Raw genomic sequence first — 16,841 nt, 5'->3', positions numbered from 1 at the left:
TGCGAGCGACGACCCGCGACGCGCCGGGCCCTGTAGCGGCGGTCATGGGTCATCGGTCTCGCCAGGCCAGAGGCTGCACCTGCCATGGCCGCAACGGCCAAGTCTGTTGACAGGTGCCCCCGCGAATCGTGCGCGGCGCTTGCGCGGCTTTTGCGCGAATGACGTCTGGCGCGATGAAAGGCCAGAAAAGTCCAGAAGCGCGGCACGATGCGGGGCGGCTACTCCCCAATGAGCGGCGGATTATAGCACCGCGTGTGACACTGCGCGCTCGCCGCGTCGATGCACGCGCTCGCCTGCCGCGTAGGTTTCGTACACGGTGCGGTCGTCGCCGAGCAGCGCAAGCGCGAACAGCAGTTCTTCGAGCGATCGGGCGCGCGCCGTGCGACGCGCGAGCAACGGCGTCGCCTGCGGGTCAAGCACGACGAAGTCGGCTTCGCTCTTCGGCGCGAGCGTGCCGATCGTCTCGCCCAGGTCGAGCGCCTCGGCTGCGCCGGCCGTCGCGAGCCAGAACATGCGGGTCGCGGTGAGGTGATGGCCGCCCATGCGTGCGACCTTGTGCGCTTCGTTCATCGTTTGCAGCATCGAGAACGACGTGCCGCCGCCGACATCGGTCGCGAGCGTGACCCGCATCGCAGCCGCGTCAGCCTTTTCGAAGTCGAACAGGCCGCTGCCGAGGAACAGGTTCGACGTCGGGCAGTGTGCGGCCACCGCCCCCGTCTGCGCCATGCGGTGACGGTCTTCGTCGTCGAGCCAGATGCAGTGGCCATACACGGCGCGGCGCCGCAGGAGTCCGTAGTGATCGTAGACGTCGACGTAGCTGCGCTGTTGCGGGAACAGTTTGCGCACCCACTTCACCTCGTCGCGATTCTCGGCGACGTGGCTCTGGATGAAGATGTCCGGATGCGCTTTCGCCAACGCCTGGCAGGCTTCGAGCTGCGCCTCGGTCGATGTGGGCGCGAAGCGCGGCGTCAGCGCGTACATCAGCCGGCCGCGATTGTGCCAGCGGCCGATCAACGCGGCGCTGTCGTCGTAGCCCGTCTGCGGCGTGTCGCGAAGGAACTCGGGGCAGTGGCGGTCCATTAGCACTTTGCCCCCGATCATCCGCAGGTTTTTCGCTTCGCTCGCGCTGAAGAGCGCATCGGCGGACTGCTTGTGAACCGTGCAGTAGACGAGCGCCGTGGTCGTGCCGTTCGCAAGCAGTTCATCGACGAAAAAGCGCGCCGTGTCTTCAGCCAGCGTCTGGTCTTCGAAACCGCGTTCGGTCGGGTACGTCCAGGTTTCGAGCCACGGCAGCAGGCCGGACGCCGGCGACGCGATGATGTCGGTCTGCGGGTAGTGGATGTGCGTATCGATGAAGCCCGGCACGATCAGCTTGTCGCGCAGGTCATGGACGCTCGCGTCATTTTCGACAACGCCGGCGAGCTCAGTCCATGCACCCGATGCGATCACATGCCCCGCTTCGACGATCACGACGCCGTCTTCGTGATAGACGGCGGCGTCGGCCGATTGCGCGGGGTCGCCGGTAAACGTCAGCAGTTTTGCGCGGTAAGCCGATTGAGTCATGGCAACGACGTCTCCGGAGTGTTTAGGTATTCAATGACGTTCAACGTTCGCTGGGCGCGGCGCTACAGGGAACGCGGGGCGCAAGTGCCCATCGCCCTGCATTCGCGCGGGAGCCTGGGCAGGGCGCTCGAGTTTCACCAGCCGATGCGCTTACGCAGCGGTGCCGTTCCAGTAAGCGTCGAGTTTCGCGATCATCGCGTCGCGTTCTCGCGGCGTCACGAACGATGCCTCGAAGCCGTTGCGCAGGATGGTGTAGACCTCGGCGTCATCCAGTTTGAGTGCATCGATGATCGCGGTGTAGTTCTCGTTCACGTAGCCACCGAAGTAGGCGGGATCGTCGGAATTGACGGTTACCGCCACGCCGTGGTCGAGCAGATCCTTGAGCGTGTGTCTCGTCATGTCGTCGAACACGCACAGCTTGATATTCGAAAGCGGACAGACCGTGAGCGCCACGCGCGTGTCAGCGAGACGCGTGACGAGCGCCGCGTCTTCGATGCTGCGCACCCCGTGATCGACGCGGTCCACCTTGAGCAAGTCGAGCGCCTCGTAGATGTACGAAGGCGGGCCTTCCTCGCCAGCGTGCGCGACGAGCTTCAGACCGCTCGCGCGTGCGCGTTCGAATACGCGCTCGAACTTCGAGGGCGGATGCCCGCGTTCCGACGAATCGAGGCCCACGCCGATCAGGCGCGGGTAACGCGCGAAGAGCGGCAATGCGGCGTCGAAGGTGGCAAGCGCGTCAGCTTCGCTCAGATGGCGCAGGAAGCACAGGATAAGTTTGCTCGTGAGGCCGCGCTTTTCGGCGTCGGCAAGCGCGCGGTCGATGCCCGCGACAACGGTTTCGATTGCCACGCCGCGTTCGGTGTGGGTCTGCGGGTCGAAGAAGATTTCCGTATGCACGACGTTGTCCGCGAGCGCGCGCTCGCAGTAGGCCATCGTCATGTCGTAGAAGTCGGCTTCCGTTAGCAGCACGCTCGCGCCCGCGTAGTAGATGTCGAGGAACGACTGCAGATCGGTGAACGCGTAGGCGTCGCGCAATGCCTCGATCGAGTCGTAAGCGAGCTTCACGTTGTTGCGCTGCGCGAGCTTGAAGATCAGCTCGGGTTCGAGTGAGCCTTCGATGTGGATGTGCAGCTCAACCTTCGGCGCGCGTGCGGCCTTTTCTGTTAGCGGGATGGTGTGGGTCATGACGGTCATGGTCTGGTCGGTCTGTGAGTAGGTGACATCACGCGTAATGCATGGTGGCGTGCGCCTCGATCGTCTGCAGCAGCTGCGCGGCGGCGGAGATCGCAATCGCTTCCGGCGACTTGTCGGCGATACCCTCGACGCCGAGAGGGCACTTCATCCGCGCGATCTGCGCGGGGTCGATGCCGCGTGAGGCAAGCCGGTGCTCGAACTGCTTGCGCTTCGTGTGCGAGCCGATCATGCCGAAGAACACGTAATCGCCGCGCCGCAGGATGCGTTCGGCGAGTTCGAGGTCGCGCGAATGATCGTGCGTCATCACGATGAAGCACGTGCCGGGCAAGGCTTTGTCGACGGCTTCGTCGGGGGCATCGTTCGCGTCGATTTCGACGTTGCGCGCGCCGAGCGCCGCGAATGCCTCGGGCGTCGGGAACGCAGCGTCGCGCTCGTCGACCCAGCGCACCCGGCACGGCAGCGTGCCGAGCACGCGCACGAGCGCCGCGCCGACATGTCCCGCGCCGAACAGCACGACGGGGAAATCGTTGGGCGCGATGGTCTCGGTGAGGATCGCGCCGCCGTCGCCATCGCGGGCGTTCCAGAGCAGGCAGTCGGGTGCTTCGACGCCCGCTTCGGGTTCGGAAAGCATCACGGCGTCGGCTGCTGCCGTCGCGCTTCCCTGGCCGTTTTGCGTTCCTGACGTGCCTGCGTTGTGCGAGGGGCGAAATGATACGCTACGCACCGTCGATTCGCCCGCCGCCAGCCGGCGCGCCAGCGACGCGAGCCACCCGAGGTCGCCCACGTCGAGCCGCTCGAACGCCAGCACGACCGCGCCGCCGCAACATTGGCCGAGGCTCGGTCCGAGTGCGAGGCGCTCGAGACGGCGCAAGTGCGGCACGCGCATGCCGTCGCGCAGCACCTGGCGCGCGATCTCGATCGCCTTCCATTCGAGGTGGCCGCCCCCGATCGTGTGTCGCGCGGTGTCGCGCGTGACGATCATCTTCGTGCCGGGATCGCGCGGTGCCGATCCTTCGACGCGCGCGACCGTCACGAGCACAGCGGCGTCGCCGTGTGCGAGCAGGTGCTGCAGATCGGTAAGCCAGGTGTGCATCTGGCGCTTCTCCTTCCTGTGCGGCACGTCTTGCGTGCCGCTGGTTCATCTTCTCGTGGCTTCGCGCGGGGCGCGGTCAGCTTCGCCGTGTGGTGCGCTGGACGCGTCGCGCGGTTACGCGCTGCCACAGTCGCACTTGATCGTTCGAGCGCACAAGCTGCCAACTGGTTCGCGCCTTCAGTCCACCTTCTGGTTGCGGGCCGCCGCCGGCACGGCCGGAAGGCCGGCGTGACCACGCCCGGCAGCGCTCGCAGTGGCTTGCGTTGCCGCCAGAGCGCGCAGCGCGTCGAGCGCATCGAGGATCGCCTCGGGCGTCGCCGGTGCACGCAGCGGCGCGGCGTCGTGCGCCTCGGGCACCGCCGCGCCGATCGCGTCGCGGATCGCGAGAAACACCGAGAACGCCAGCAGCAGCGGCGGCTCGCCTACGGCTTTCGACCGGAAGACAGTCGGCTCTGCGTTGTCGTTGCGATAGAGCCTGACGTTGAACGCGGCGGGTGTGTCGCTGATCGCCGGGATCTTGTAGGTGGAGGGCGCGTGCGTCATCAGTCGCCCGTCGCTGTTCCACCAGAGTTCCTCGGTCGTGAGCCAGCCCATGCCCTGGATGAAAGCGCCTTCCACCTGGCCCATGTCGATGGCCGGATTGATCGACTGGCCTGCATCGTGCAGCACATCGGCGCGCACGAGCTTCCATTCGCCCGTGAGTGTGTCGGCGACCACCTCGGACACCGCGGCCCCATACGCGAAGTAGTAGAACGGATGGCCGGTGAGCGTGCGCGCGTCCCAGTGGACCTTGGGCGTCGCGTAGAAGCCGTCCGACCACAGCTGCACGCGTTTCAGATACGCGAGTTCGACGAACTGCGCGAACGCGATCGACACACCGTTCGCCCGTACCGCGCCATTGTCGAATGCGACGGCATCGGGCGTGCCGCCGTACTCGGAGGCCGCGAGTGTGGCGAGGCGATTGCGGATCGTGAGCGCTGCATCTTCGGCAGCCTTGCCGTTAAGGTCGCTGCCGGTCGAGGCGGCGGTGGCCGACGTGTTCGCCACCTTCGCGGTATCGGTCGCGCTCACGCGCACGCGTTCGAGCGGAAGACCGAACGCACCCGCCACCACCTGCGCGACCTTCGTGTTGAGTCCCTGGCCCATCTCGGTGCCGCCATGGTTCACGAGCACCGAGCCGTCCCGGTAGACATGCACGAGCGCGCCTGCCTGGTTCAGATGCGGCACGTTGAACGAGATGCCGAACTTGACCGGTGTGATCGCAATGCCGCGCTTGAGCACCTGGCTCGCGCGGTTGTAATCGACGAGCGCGGCGCGTCGTTCGGCGTAGCGGCTTGATGCGAGCAGATCGTCGGTGAGCGGGGCGAGCACGTTGTCCTCGACATGCTGGCCGTAGGGCGTGACGTCACGCTCGCCGATGCCGTAGTAGTTCACGCGCCGCACGTCGAGCGGATCGCGGTTTAGACGTTTCGCGATGGCGTCGAGCATCACTTCCATCACGAGCGCGCCCTGCGGTCCGCCGAAGCCGCGAAAGGCGGTGTTCGACTGTGTATTCGTCTTGCAGCACAGCGCGACGATCTCGACGTCGGAGAGGTAATACGCATTGTCGAAGTGGCAGACCGCGCGCGTGGCTACCGCGCCGGACAGATCGGCGGAGTAGCCCGCGCGTAGCGCGATTTCCACGCGTGCGCCGAGCAGGCGGCCGTCGTCGTCGAAGCCGGCTTCGTATTCATACTGGGCGTCGTGGCGCTTGCCGGTGATCATGAAGTCGTCGTCGCGATCGGCGCGCAACTTCACGGGGCGGCCGGTCTTGAGCGCCGCGAGCGCGGCCACGCACGCAAAGAGGGCCGACTGCGATTCCTTGCCGCCGAAGCCGCCGCCCATGCGGCGGCACTCGCATGCGACGCGGTGCGCGGGCCAGTTCAGAAGATGCGCGACGACCTGCTGCATCTCGGACGGATGCTGCGTCGAACTGTGGATCAGCATGCCGCCCTGTTCCTGTGGCAGCGCGTAGGCGATCTGGCCTTCGAGATAGAACTGTTCCTGGCCACCGACTTCGAATGTGCCCGCAATGCGATGCGGCGCGGCGGCAATGCGTTGCGCGGGTTGGCCGCGCGTGAGACGCAGCGGCGGCAGCACGTAATGGTGCATCGCCTTTGCCTCGGCGACAGAGAGCACGGGCTCGAGCGGTTCGTAGCGCACAACTTCGTCGCTCGCGGCCAGCGCGGCCGCGCGGCGCGCGAGATCGTGGCTCGTCGCGATCACCGCGAAGACGGGCTGGCCGAGGTACTGCACCTCGTCGTACGCGAGCACCGGGTCATCGTGCAGCACCGGGCCGCAGTTGTTTTCGCCGGGAATGTCGGCGGCGCTGAACACGGCGATCACGCCAGGCGCTTCGCGCACGCGGCGCAGGTCTAGCGACACGATGCGCGCCCGCGCATGGCGAGAGACGCCGAGTGCTGCATGCAGCGTGCCGTGCAGTTCGGGAATGTCGTCGATGTAACGGGCTTCGCCGCTGACGTGCAGGTCGGCGGACTCGTGCGGTAGCGGTGCACCGAGCGCCGGCTGGGCCGCAACGCTCTCGCGTGCCGGATCGGCCGATGGATTCGACTGCGTAGCGCGTGTGACGATGGGATCGGATCGGCGGTTCATCGCGTGACTCCAGTCCCTTGCAGCGCGAGCGCCACGTCGTCCTCGCCTTCGAAGGCGAATGCTTCGACGTCACGCAGCGCAAGCGGGGCGTCGTCGCGCGTTTCCAGCCAGCAGCGCCACAGCAGGTTGCGCGCGACCTTCGCGCGGTACGCAGCGCTCGCGCGAAAGTCGGCGAGCGGCTCGTAGTCGGAGGTCAGCGCGTCCATCGCGCGAAACGCCGTCGGTTCGTCCCAGCGCGCGCCGGTCAGCTCGGCTTCGGCGTGCGCGGCGCGCAACGGCGTTGCAGCCATCCCGCCAAATGCGACGCGTGCGTTCGCGATCACGCCGTCCTCGCCGATATCGAGCGCGAACGCCGCGCACACCGCCGAAATGTCCTGGTCGTATCGTTTCGCCACCTTGTAGGTGCGAAAGCGCAGTGTGGGAGCGGGGCGCGGTACGCGGATCGCTTCAATGAACTCGCCCGGTGCGAGCGCGTTCTTTTGATAGCCGGTGTAGAACGCGGCGAGCGGCAGCGTGCGGGTGCAATCGTCGCGGCGCAGCACGAGTTCTGCATCGAGCACGAGCAGCGCGGGCATCGAATCGCCGATCGGCGAGCCGTTCGCGACGTTTCCGCCGAGCGTCCCTGCATTGCGGATCGGCAGCGATGCGAAGCGCGCCCAAAGTTCGGCGAGTTCAGGATAGTCGACGGCCAACGCGGCATACGCTTCTTCGAGCGGCACCGCCGCGCCGATCGTGAGCGCCTGTGCGTCGCGCGTCAGCGTGCGCAGTTCGGCGACGTTGCCGGTGTAGATCACGTCGCCGAGGTCGCGAAACTGCTTCGTGACCCACAGGCCGACATCGGTGCTTCCTGCCAGCACGCGTGCGTCCGGCAGGGCGGCGCGTAGCGCGGCGAAGTCAGCGAGCGTACGCGGCGCGAAGAACGTCGCTTCATCGTATTCGGCGCCGCGCACATCGGGGCCGTGGTACTCGAAGGTTCCTGCGCGTTGGAGCGGACGCAGGACTTTTTCGATCGCAGTGCGATCGAGCGCGGCGCGCGGATAGCACGCGTAATCGAACACGCGCTGGGCAGCGTCGACGATGGGCCGATAACCGGTGCAGCGGCACAGGTTGCCCGAGAGGGTCTGGCTGATCTCGTCGCGCGTGGGCAGGCCCGCGTCGGCGCGCTGGCGCTCGTAGAGCGCCCATAGCGACATCGCAAAGCCCGGCGTGCAGAAGCCGCATTGCGACGCATGGCAATCGACCAGGGCCTGCTGGACCGGATGCAGCGCGCCATCGGGCGCACGCAGGTCTTCCACGGTGAAGAGCGCGCGGCCGTCGAGTGTGGGCAGGAACTGGATGCAGGCGTTGACGGCCCTGAGGGCGAGATGCCCGTCGCCATCGAGTTCGCCGATGACGACGGTGCACGCGCCGCAGTCGCCTTCCGCGCACCCTTCCTTGGTGCCGCAGGCATGCAGATCTTCGCGCAGGTACTGGAGCACCGTGCGTGTAACGGGCACGTCGCGCACTTCATGCACTTCGCCCCGGTGGAGGAATCGGATGGTTTGCGTTGTCATGGTGAACCCGGAAGACATTGCGGATCAGGCGCGCGTTACGCAGGGGGCGTGCCTCAGCAGGCCTCGCGCACGTAGATCGCCATCCAGTTCCGAAGATAGCACCGCTCGTGTCAGGAAAGTATTACCCGTGAATGATTGGGACTATCACGCGGTTGTCATGACCGAGGTGCGCGTGATCGGGCCCTTTAATGGTGGCCGCGGGTGGGCTGAGACGATGGGAAGAGGGGGAGAGGCTTGGCGCCTGCCCGCAAACGGGCGGAATGCAGAGCAGGCAGATGACGACGGCGCGCGGCGGCGCCGTCGCGGGGAACGTGTGCGTGTAGGGTGGCTTAGCGGCGGATCCCCGGCCACGATACCTGGCGGCGGCGATTGCGCAACAGGCTGAACAGCACGGGCACGAAAATAAAGACAAATGCGATCAGCCCCCACATGGGCATCGACAAACCGAGGATCGGCGGATAGATCGTCTCGCACAGGCCCTGAACCTTGAAGACGCCCGGTAGCCAGCGCGCCGGGGGCAAGCCGTCGACGATGGGCTGCAGCGTGTCGAAGCCACAGCTGAAGCTCGGGAATGACTGCACCCAGACAAGCCGCGCCGAAGCAACGAGGCCACCCGCAGCCGCCAGCACGATCAGACCTTCGAGCACTCGCACGCCGCGCCAGCTCGAACTGCGCGCGCCGACGAACGCGCACAACGCGATCAGGAGGAAACAGTAGCGCTGGATGATGCACAGCGGACAGGGGTCCTGGCGTTCGACGTGCTGCATGTACAGCGCGCCGCCCACCAGCGCGAGGCAGATCAGCCCAAGAAAGGCCAGCAGGCTGCGCTCGCGGCGCAACAGTGCGTTATCGTCGTTCATGTTGTCGGTTTTCTGTATTGATGGCGCAGCTGGCACGCTGCGACGGCGTGTTGGGGATTCTAGCGCGAAGGACGTTGCGCGCGTCTGTGCTCAGTGGGTCGCGGCGACAGCGCGCCCACGATCCTGCGTGGCGCGACGCACGCCGCGTCATCAACTGTTAACGCAACGGCGCGAGGACGGCTTCCACGCCGCGTCCGATCGCGAGCAGCGCGTCGTCGGCGTACGGTGCGCCAATCAGCATCAATCCGACCGGCGCTGAGCCGTGGTGGTGGCACGGCAGCGACAGCGCGCACGCATCGAGGAAGTTGAACGCAGCGGGATTGCGCAGCACGAGCGCGTTGGTCTGCGCGAAGACGTCGTCGTCGGCGACTAGCGGTGCAACCCTCGGCGGCACGATCGGCACGGTCGGCGCGATGACGGCGTCGAAGCGCGACCAGAGCGTCTCCTGCGCCTCTTCGAGCACGGCCGCGCGCGCGGCGATCAGGTCGAGGTAGTCGACGGCACGGGCCGGCTCGCCCTTGAGGATGCGCGCCAGTACGCGCGGGTCATATTCGCCACGGTGTTGCGCGATCAGCTCGCGATGCCACGCGTAGGCCTCGATCGGCGAGAAGCCGTAGCGGTTGATGTCGGCCAGCCGATCGAGCGCGCCGAAACGCACCTCGTTGACGATTGCACCCGCTGCGTCCAGGTGCCTGAGCGCGGTGTCGATTGCGTCTGCGACCTCGGGCTCGACGCTTTCGGTCACGTAGTTGGTCAGCACGCCGAGTCGTACGCCTTCGAGATGCCGGGCAGTCGGCACGTGCGGCGCGAGCCCGGCGAGGATGCGGTCGACGAGCGCGCAGCATGCCACGCTGTTGCCGATCGGGCCGAACGAGTCGAGCGTGGGTGAGAGCGGCACGCCGCCCGTTTTCGGGATACGTGCGGCAGTCGGCTTGAAGCCGGTGAGACCGCAGAACGCGGCCGGGATGCGGATCGAGCCGCCCGTGTCGGTGCCGAGCGCGACGGCGGCCATGCCGTCGGCCACCGATGCCGCCGCACCTGACGACGAGCCGCCCGCCACGCGCGCGTCGCCGTCGACGCCACGCCGGTATGGCGAGAGCGGCGTGCCGTAGTGCGGGTTCAGCCCGAGCCCGGAGAACGCGAATTCGCTCATGTTGGTCCGGCCGATCAGCACGGCGCCCGCGTGGCGCAGGCGCGCGACGGCGACAGCATCGGCTCGCGCGGGGGCCGCGCCGGCGAGCATGGTGGAACCCGCACGCGTGACGTCGCCAGCGATGTCGAACAGATCCTTCACCGAGACAGGAATCCCCGCGAGCGGTGAGAGCACGGTGCCGCTCGCGCGCAAGCGGTCGTGGGCGTCGGCGGCGGCGCGGGCGCGCGCGGCGTCGACGTGCATGAAGACGGTCGAGCCCTGTCCAGTCGGGGCGGCGATGCGTTCCAGCGCGATCTCGACGAGCGCTCGACTGGTCGTGCGGCCGGCGGCAAGGTCATCGCTGAGTCGGGCGAGAGGGGCAAACGGAGTGAATTCGATGGTCATGGCGATGAGCGGTTTGGGGGCTGGCCAGCGCGAAGGCTGCGAAGCAGCGGCCGGCGCCGGATCGCCTCACGCTGCTGCAGCAAGGGACGCATCATTGTAGGGCCGTATTTTCGGCGTGGCGTGATCTTGGCATGTATCGCATCGGCGCGTTGGGATTCGACCGTGCGTCGTGCCTTCGGCGTCGGTGCGATCGCGGCCGGGTTGCACCGCTGTGCTCGCAGTGCCGTCTGGGCGCTGGTCACGAGAAATCCGCACGTCGATTCACATCACCGCGTTGCGCGAGACCATCGATTCCTGTCAGGACACTTAAATGCCGCTCCCCGTCCCGGTTGCGAACGCCGTAAGCGGGTGGGCCGTTGCGCACGGGACTGGCGGCTCACCGCAGGGCGACGGATAATCGACTCGTGTTCATCGTTCGCGCGCCGCGCGCTTGACCCCACGTCATGAGCGAAAACAAGTCCGACAACCCCGAAGTCCCCGATGGCGCAAGCCACGCCTCCGATGCCGGTTCCCCCGGCGTCTCCCATCCGCCCGCATCGGCCAGTTCGTCTGGCGCTTCAACCGGTTCACCCTCTGCTACCGCATCCGCATCTGGCCGCGAGCCCGTGCAGCGTGCATCGAGCGATGCACCCGAACCGGCGCCGACGATGACGCCTGGCGGTTCCTCGCAAGTCGCTGAGGCGGCACAAGCGCGCGACGAAGCCGCGCGCGCAGTCGCGCAGCAGGAAGCGGCGGCACGTGCGCCAGAAATTCCGGTCAGCGAGACCGCCGAGGCTGGCAAGACAACGCCCGCCACGGCCGATGCCGCAAAGGCGCCTGACACCGTGCCCGCTGGCGCGGCGCCGGCGGGCTTCGGGCAGGCACCGGACTTCGGTGCGCAGAACCCGCCGCCGCCGAACGCACTGCCGCCCAATCCACCGCGTTACTTGCGTCCGAACGATTCGGCGTGGGCGGTGTTCGGGCGCATCCTTGCGGCGCGTGCGCGGCAAATGTTTGACCGCGCGGGGCAGCGCATCACGCAGCGGACGTTGCGCATCGGCGTGTCGGCGCGCCTCTTCCACCCAGAGGCGGGCGCGAAGGGGCTGCGCGGCAAGACGCTGCAGTACCTCGAGGAATCGATCGCGCACTGGGTCATGTCGCGCGACGTGATCGTATTCATGATCCCGACGGTCGGTCATCAGGGCATGCTGCATCCGAGCAACATCCGCCTGCGCGATTACGCGAAGCATCTCGACGGCTTACTGCTGCAAGGCGGTGCCGACGTTTCGCCGCAGAGCTATGCCGAACCGGGAGCGCATGCTGAGTGGCCCGGCGACCGCGTTCGCGACATGTACGAACTGGAACTGCTGCACGAGTTCATCGAGTCGGGCAAGCCTGTGCTCGGCGTCTGCCGGGGATGCCAACTGATCAACGTGGCATTCGGCGGGACGCTTTACCAGGACATCGCCACCGATGTGCCGACAGCGGGCGTGCACGTGAGCGAGCACTACGACCAGCATCGTCACGCGATTACTTTTCCGGAAGGCTCCACGCTCGCGAGCATGTTCCCGGGTCGGCGCGAAGCGATCGTGAACTCGATCCACCATCAGGCGGTGAAAAATGTGGGCCGCGATCTGACGGTGGAGGCCGTGTCGGCCGGCGATGGACTGATCGAGGCGGTGCGCTATCGCCGCGCGCCGTTCGTGGTGGGCGTGCAGTGGCATCCGGAGTTTCATCGCGCAGGCGGGCCGGAACTGCTCGACTGCACGCCGCTGCTCGACAGTTTCCTGCGTTCTGCGCGCGAGACGCGTTTCTAGCGAGAAGGGGTGCCTTGCGTCGGCCCGCGCGGTGGGCCTTCGCGACTGTCGTTTTCCGGCGCGACGTTGCGACCCGACGTTGCCCCCGACTTTGCCACCTGAAGTTTCCACCTGATATTGCCGTCGTTACTGACCTTACCGTGGTCCGGTCAATTCGAATTACGTTATCCGAAAATAAAGGATGATTTTGAGATTTTCGGGCGGCGATAATGAGCGGTTACTCAGAATCGCTAACGGAAAACGGGCAGGTATGAAGCATTCAATCCAACTGCGACGCGTCTTGCTGGGTGCCGCGGCTGTCTTGATGATGGAGCACGGCGCGGTTGTGTGGGCGCAGAACGACACGATCGAACTGGCACCGGTGGCGGGCAGCCGTCCGCCGCTCGGCAGTCTTTTGCCACCGCCTGCCGACGCAGGGAAGAAGGCGCCGTTGGTCGACGAGCAGGCGAGCGTTGACGTGAGCCAGGGCGAAGTCGCCACATTGATGCAACTGATCCACGACGCGCAGATCGTCGAACTGCGTACGACCTACAACGGCAGTTACGGAGCGAGTCTGTTTTTCTATCCTCCTGACATGACCTGGTACGTGGCGCTTTTCCAGGATAAGCGTTTCTGGCGCGTAATCCGTTCGCAGGACGAGATGCGCGGCGAGGCCATCTACGCGGATTTTGCCCGGCAGACCGAGCGGCTGGCGGACGTGGAGATTCGACGTACGCAGCTCGAAGCACAGAAGGCGAATATCGAGCGGTTCATTGCGTTGTCGGAGGATCGCGCGCGACGTCTGCAGGCCGATCTCGACGTTGCGCGATCCCAGCAGGCAAAGGTCGACGCGCGCCAGAGCCAGATGCAGGCCGATTCTGTGGCTTTGCGGACCGAGAAGGCGCGCGCACAAGCGCAGTTGCAGGACTTGCAGCGCTCGGTCCAACAGTTGCAGCGCGCGACGGAAGCCGGGCTGCCAGGTGCGCCGAAGTGAAGCTGACGATGCGGCGCGCTACGCCGTCAACAAAAAGCCCGGCGGATGCCGGGCTTTTTGTTTATGTGTCATCGGGTCATTTCCCGAACCGGTCGGGTATTTCAGTCACGCGGCGCTGGGAAACGTGGTCGACCCACTCCGTGCTGTCGACAGGCACCGACGTGCGGCTCGCTGGACGCGGGGCCGTGTGCGTGTTCGCGTAGGTGATGATTGATGCGTAGTCGTCGTCCTGGCGCGCGCTCGGCTGGCGCGGCGAGTAGCCGCTTGCTTCGGAGTACATGCCGAGCGTGCGGTCTGTCGTGACGGGCCGCGCTATGCGGGGCGGTGCGAACGAGTGTGCCGGACGGCGGCTGCTTTCGACACGTGACACACCTGTGATGCGCTCGCGCGACGAGTGGCCCCGGACGGACTCCCGGTTCTTGTTGCTGCGGCCTTCGCCGGCGCGATCTGCGCGGCCTGACAGCGTTGCGCGTAGCGGCGCAGTCGGGTGATTCGCCGCGGCATAGTCTGGTCGGGTCGCAGACGGACTTGGGGCCGGTGCGGTGACAACTGAGCTAACGGCTGCCGAAGCCGCGCGCTGCGACGCACCAGCGGTTTGACCTGGCTGCGATGCGTTCGTGACCGTGTCTGTTGTGGGCGCGGCCGTTGTAGTCGCTTCGTGAGCGGCGCGTGTATTGGCAAGGCGTTGTGACGCGACGTTGTCGGCATCGCGGATCGGGGTAGCATCCACCGCAGCGTTCTTGTGGCCTTGATCGTGCGGCGTGTGGCTCGCCACGATCCACGCGAGGAGTGCTGCGCCGCCGATTGCGCATGCGCCGCCCGTAAGCCTGTGCGGACCGAATGCTGGTGTGTGCGGGGGGCTTGGGGAAGGTGCCGCAGCGACGTGCGGCGCCGCCTTGTCTTTGGCGAACGACGGACTTGTCTTTACACCTGCGCTCGGGCGAACCGGTGCGGCGGCGGGCACAGGAAAGAAGTGGTGCTGCAGGTCCCAGCGGCAGGCTTCGCGAAAAGCCTCTGCGCTCAGGCAAACCGTGCGCATGATTGCGGCGTAGAGCGCCCGGATTTCGGCACGCAGGCATAAGTGCGGCTGTGTCAGCATCCATTCGCGGCCGAACATCACCGGCATACGCCCGAGCGGGCGTATGCGCGGAAGCGCAATAGAGCCTTCCACCTGAATGAAAGGAAAAGTTGACATTGATCTCTCGCAACCACGGCGTGAAGAGGGGGCCCGCACTTGCTGATCGCGCCGCGCCGAGGGGGCCGCACATGGCGCAGCAGTCTTGCTTAGAGATGCGAATAATGCGGGTCGAAGCGCAAATGGGCCATCAGATACGTCCGAAAAACCGGGATGGCGCTGATTCCAATCAGGGTCAACGAGTAGTGGCGGACCGCGTGCGGACTGCGTCGTGTCGTCCGCAAGGGGTTTCCTGTGCGGCCTCGGGGGGCTCTACGACATCAGAGCGCGTCCAGCCGATAGATGTAGCGCAACGCGGTAATGTCGGCGCCGCCCATGCGATCCGGTTCGGCGCCTGAGTACTTCCACCCTTGCCGCTCGTAGAAGGCAATCGCCGCGGTGTTGCCTTCGAGCACATACAGATAGATCTGCGACTCGCCGCGCGCGCGAGCCCAGTCCAGGGCGGCCTGCATCAGCCGTTTGCCCACCCCGGTGCCCTGCCAGGCGGGCAGTGTGTGGAGGTTGTCGAGCAGCACGCCCCACGGCGAGTCCGGCTGGCGTTCGACGCACACGAAGCCGACTGGCGTCATTTCGTCCAGTTCGGCGATCAGAACGAGGCGCCGGTCGCCACCGGGCGCTTCCATGCGGGCGCGCCACCAGGTCGCGCGTTCCGCGTCTACTTCGTCGTGGAGGAAGGCAGCGGGCAGGAGCTCGCGATATGTGGCCTGCCAGCTCGTCGCGTGCATGGCGGCGATCAGCGGGGCGTCGGCGGCCGTGGCCGGACGCAGTGTCAGCGATGCGATTGACATTCGATGATTGCGAGCGACGAAGAGGATCGCGCGCGGAACTGGGCGTGCATGTTATTGTGCACGATAAGCGTGCGCTCACAGCAAGTCGTGCGTGCGTTGAAAGCTGATGTAATGTAAATGGAAGATAAAGTGAAGGAAATGGGCGACGTTGTTGCTGTTTAATTTTGTGCGCCCTCGGGTGTTACCCGGATATCGGCAGGTGCAACCGGGGCGCATATAATAGCGGCCCTTCCGGACGCGCCCCTCGCGAGGCACACCCCCGGCGGGCCTGTGTTTACCGTCTGCCCATCCGGTCACCCCGGAGCAGGCCGCATCAAACGAGAATCTCATGTCTACCTCTGCCCACGCTACCGATACCTCCAGAGAATCCAAAATCCGGACTGTGTTCCGCGTTACAAGCGGAAACTTTCTGGAAATGTACGATTTCATGGTCTATGGCTATTTCGCGTCGGCGATCGCCAGGACCTTTTTTCCGAGCGATAACGCGTTCGCTTCGCTGATGCTTTCGCTCTCCGTGTTCGGCGCCGGCTTCCTCGTGCGTCCGATCGGCGCCATCGTTCTCGGCGCGTACATCGACCATCACGGCCGGCGCAAAGGCCTGATCCTCACGCTCGGTCTCATGGCGCTCGGCACGCTCGCCGTTGCAGTCGTCCCGGGCTACGCCACGATTGGTCTCGTGGCGCCGCTGCTCGTCCTGTGCGGGCGCCTGCTGCAGGGTTTCTCGGCAGGGGTGGAACTGGGCGGCGTCTCGGTCTATCTGTCGGAAATCGCCACCAAGGGCAACAAAGGTTTCTACGTGTCGTGGCAGTCGGGTAGCCAGCAAGTGGCCGTCGTGTTCGCGGCGCTGCTTGGCGTGGTGCTGCATCGTCTGCTGCCCGTCGAAGTGATGACGGCTTGGGGTTGGCGTGTGCCGTTCATCATCGGCTGCCTGATCGTGCCGTTCCTGTTCATCATTCGCCGCTCGCTGCAGGAAACCGAAGAGTTCGCGAAGAAAAAGCATCGTCCGTCGATGGGCGAAATCATGGCTTCCATGGCCGAGAACTGGGGCATCGTGCTGGGCGGCATGGGCATGGTCATCATGACGACCGTATCGTTCTACATGATCACCGCCTATACGCCGACGTTCGGCCGCGAAGTCCTCAAGCTGAGCGATATCGACACGCTGGTCGTCACGGTCTGCGTCGGCCTCTCGAACCTGGTCTGGCTGCCGCTGTCGGGCGCCGTGTCGGACCGCATCGGCCGCCGTCCGGTGCTGCTCACCTTCACCATCCTCACGATCCTCACCGCTTATCCGTCGGTCCAGTGGCTTGTCGCGGACCCGTCGTTCGAGCGTCTGCTTCTGGTCCTGCTGTGGCTGTCGTTCCTGTATGGCTCCTACAACGGCGCAATGGTCGTGGCGCTTACCGAGGTCATGCCGGCCGACGTGCGTACTGCGGGCTTCTCGCTCGCGTACAGCCTCGCGACGACGATCGGCGGTTTCACGCCTGCAATCTCGACGTACTTGATCCACGTAAGTGGCAACAAGGCCGCGCCGGGTGCGTGGATGGGCATCGCCGGTATTTGCGGTCTGATCGCGACGCTCTGGCTCTATCGCAGCGCCGAAGCGCGCAATCAGTACAAGGCGGTTTGATACGCGG

At 65.9% G+C, this 16,841-nt stretch carries 12 protein-coding genes and 1 riboswitch; of the genes, 3 read left to right on the top strand and 9 right to left on the bottom strand.

The features are described from left to right. Positions 1-27: 27 nt before the first annotated feature. Positions 28-239: riboswitch (yybP-ykoY riboswitch) on the bottom strand. A 1-nt stretch (position 240) separates the two neighbouring features. The 7 genes from guaD to L0U80_RS10570 all read right to left on the bottom strand — a co-directional run bounded on the left by guaD (position 241) and on the right by L0U80_RS10570 (position 10,452). After that, on the bottom strand, positions 241-1,563 hold the full coding sequence (gene guaD, locus L0U80_RS10600) for a guanine deaminase (protein ID WP_233863953.1): 1,323 nt from the start codon (positions 1,561-1,563) through the stop codon (positions 241-243). Positions 1,564-1,713: 150 nt separating this feature from the next. Continuing rightward, positions 1,714-2,748 (bottom strand): adenosine deaminase, encoded by a 1,035-nt coding sequence (locus tag L0U80_RS10595; protein ID WP_233865861.1) that lies wholly within the window; start codon positions 2,746-2,748, stop codon positions 1,714-1,716. 37 nt (positions 2,749-2,785) lie between these two features. Beyond that, positions 2,786-3,850 carry a xanthine dehydrogenase accessory protein XdhC gene (xdhC, locus tag L0U80_RS10590; protein ID WP_233863952.1) on the bottom strand — a complete coding sequence of 355 codons (1,065 nt, stop codon included), beginning with the start codon at positions 3,848-3,850 and terminating at the stop codon, positions 2,786-2,788. A 177-nt stretch (positions 3,851-4,027) separates the two neighbouring features. Next, the gene (xdhB, locus tag L0U80_RS10585) at positions 4,028-6,502 is read right to left on the bottom strand and encodes a xanthine dehydrogenase molybdopterin binding subunit (protein WP_233863951.1); all 2,475 of its coding nucleotides are present in this window, start codon (positions 6,500-6,502) and stop codon (positions 4,028-4,030) included. After that, positions 6,499-8,055: a xanthine dehydrogenase small subunit gene (gene xdhA / locus L0U80_RS10580; protein ID WP_233863949.1), complete on the bottom strand. Its 1,557-nt coding sequence runs from the start codon at positions 8,053-8,055 to the stop codon at positions 6,499-6,501. Before xdhA ends, xdhB begins: the two co-directional genes overlap by 4 nt. A gap of 329 nt (positions 8,056-8,384) precedes the next feature. After that, positions 8,385-8,915, bottom strand: coding sequence for a disulfide bond formation protein B (locus tag L0U80_RS10575; protein WP_233863948.1), 531 nt, complete (start codon positions 8,913-8,915; stop codon positions 8,385-8,387). Positions 8,916-9,072: 157 nt separating this feature from the next. Further along, the gene (locus L0U80_RS10570) at positions 9,073-10,452 is read right to left on the bottom strand and encodes an amidase (RefSeq protein ID WP_233863947.1); all 1,380 of its coding nucleotides are present in this window, start codon (positions 10,450-10,452) and stop codon (positions 9,073-9,075) included. A gap of 443 nt (positions 10,453-10,895) precedes the next feature. Between L0U80_RS10570 and L0U80_RS10565 the strand changes: the two genes are divergently transcribed. After that, on the top strand, positions 10,896-12,248 hold the full coding sequence (locus L0U80_RS10565) for a gamma-glutamyl-gamma-aminobutyrate hydrolase family protein (protein WP_233863946.1): 1,353 nt from the start codon (positions 10,896-10,898) through the stop codon (positions 12,246-12,248). Between the two features lie 250 nt (positions 12,249-12,498). Next, positions 12,499-13,221 carry a DUF2968 domain-containing protein gene (locus L0U80_RS10560; protein WP_233863943.1) on the top strand — a complete coding sequence of 241 codons (723 nt, stop codon included), beginning with the start codon at positions 12,499-12,501 and terminating at the stop codon, positions 13,219-13,221. 76 nt (positions 13,222-13,297) lie between these two features. On the opposite strand, the gene L0U80_RS10555 is transcribed toward L0U80_RS10560, so the two are convergent. Both L0U80_RS10555 and L0U80_RS10550 read right to left on the bottom strand, forming a co-directional pair. Further along, positions 13,298-14,416 (bottom strand): hypothetical protein, encoded by a 1,119-nt coding sequence (locus L0U80_RS10555; protein WP_233863938.1) that lies wholly within the window; start codon positions 14,414-14,416, stop codon positions 13,298-13,300. Positions 14,417-14,676: 260 nt separating this feature from the next. Continuing rightward, complete coding sequence (locus L0U80_RS10550) at positions 14,677-15,204, bottom strand: GNAT family N-acetyltransferase (protein ID WP_233863937.1); 528 nt, start codon at positions 15,202-15,204, stop codon at positions 14,677-14,679. A 328-nt stretch (positions 15,205-15,532) separates the two neighbouring features. On the opposite strand from L0U80_RS10550, the gene L0U80_RS10545 reads away from it, so the two are divergent. After that, on the top strand, positions 15,533-16,834 hold the full coding sequence (locus L0U80_RS10545; RefSeq protein WP_233863935.1) for an MFS transporter: 1,302 nt from the start codon (positions 15,533-15,535) through the stop codon (positions 16,832-16,834). Positions 16,835-16,841: the final 7 nt, after the last annotated feature.

This window comes from Paraburkholderia adhaesiva (genome assembly GCF_021390575.1).
In the GTDB taxonomy this organism is placed as follows: domain Bacteria; phylum Pseudomonadota; class Gammaproteobacteria; order Burkholderiales; family Burkholderiaceae; genus Paraburkholderia; species Paraburkholderia adhaesiva.
This window is presented reverse-complemented; position numbering and strand designations above follow the sequence as displayed.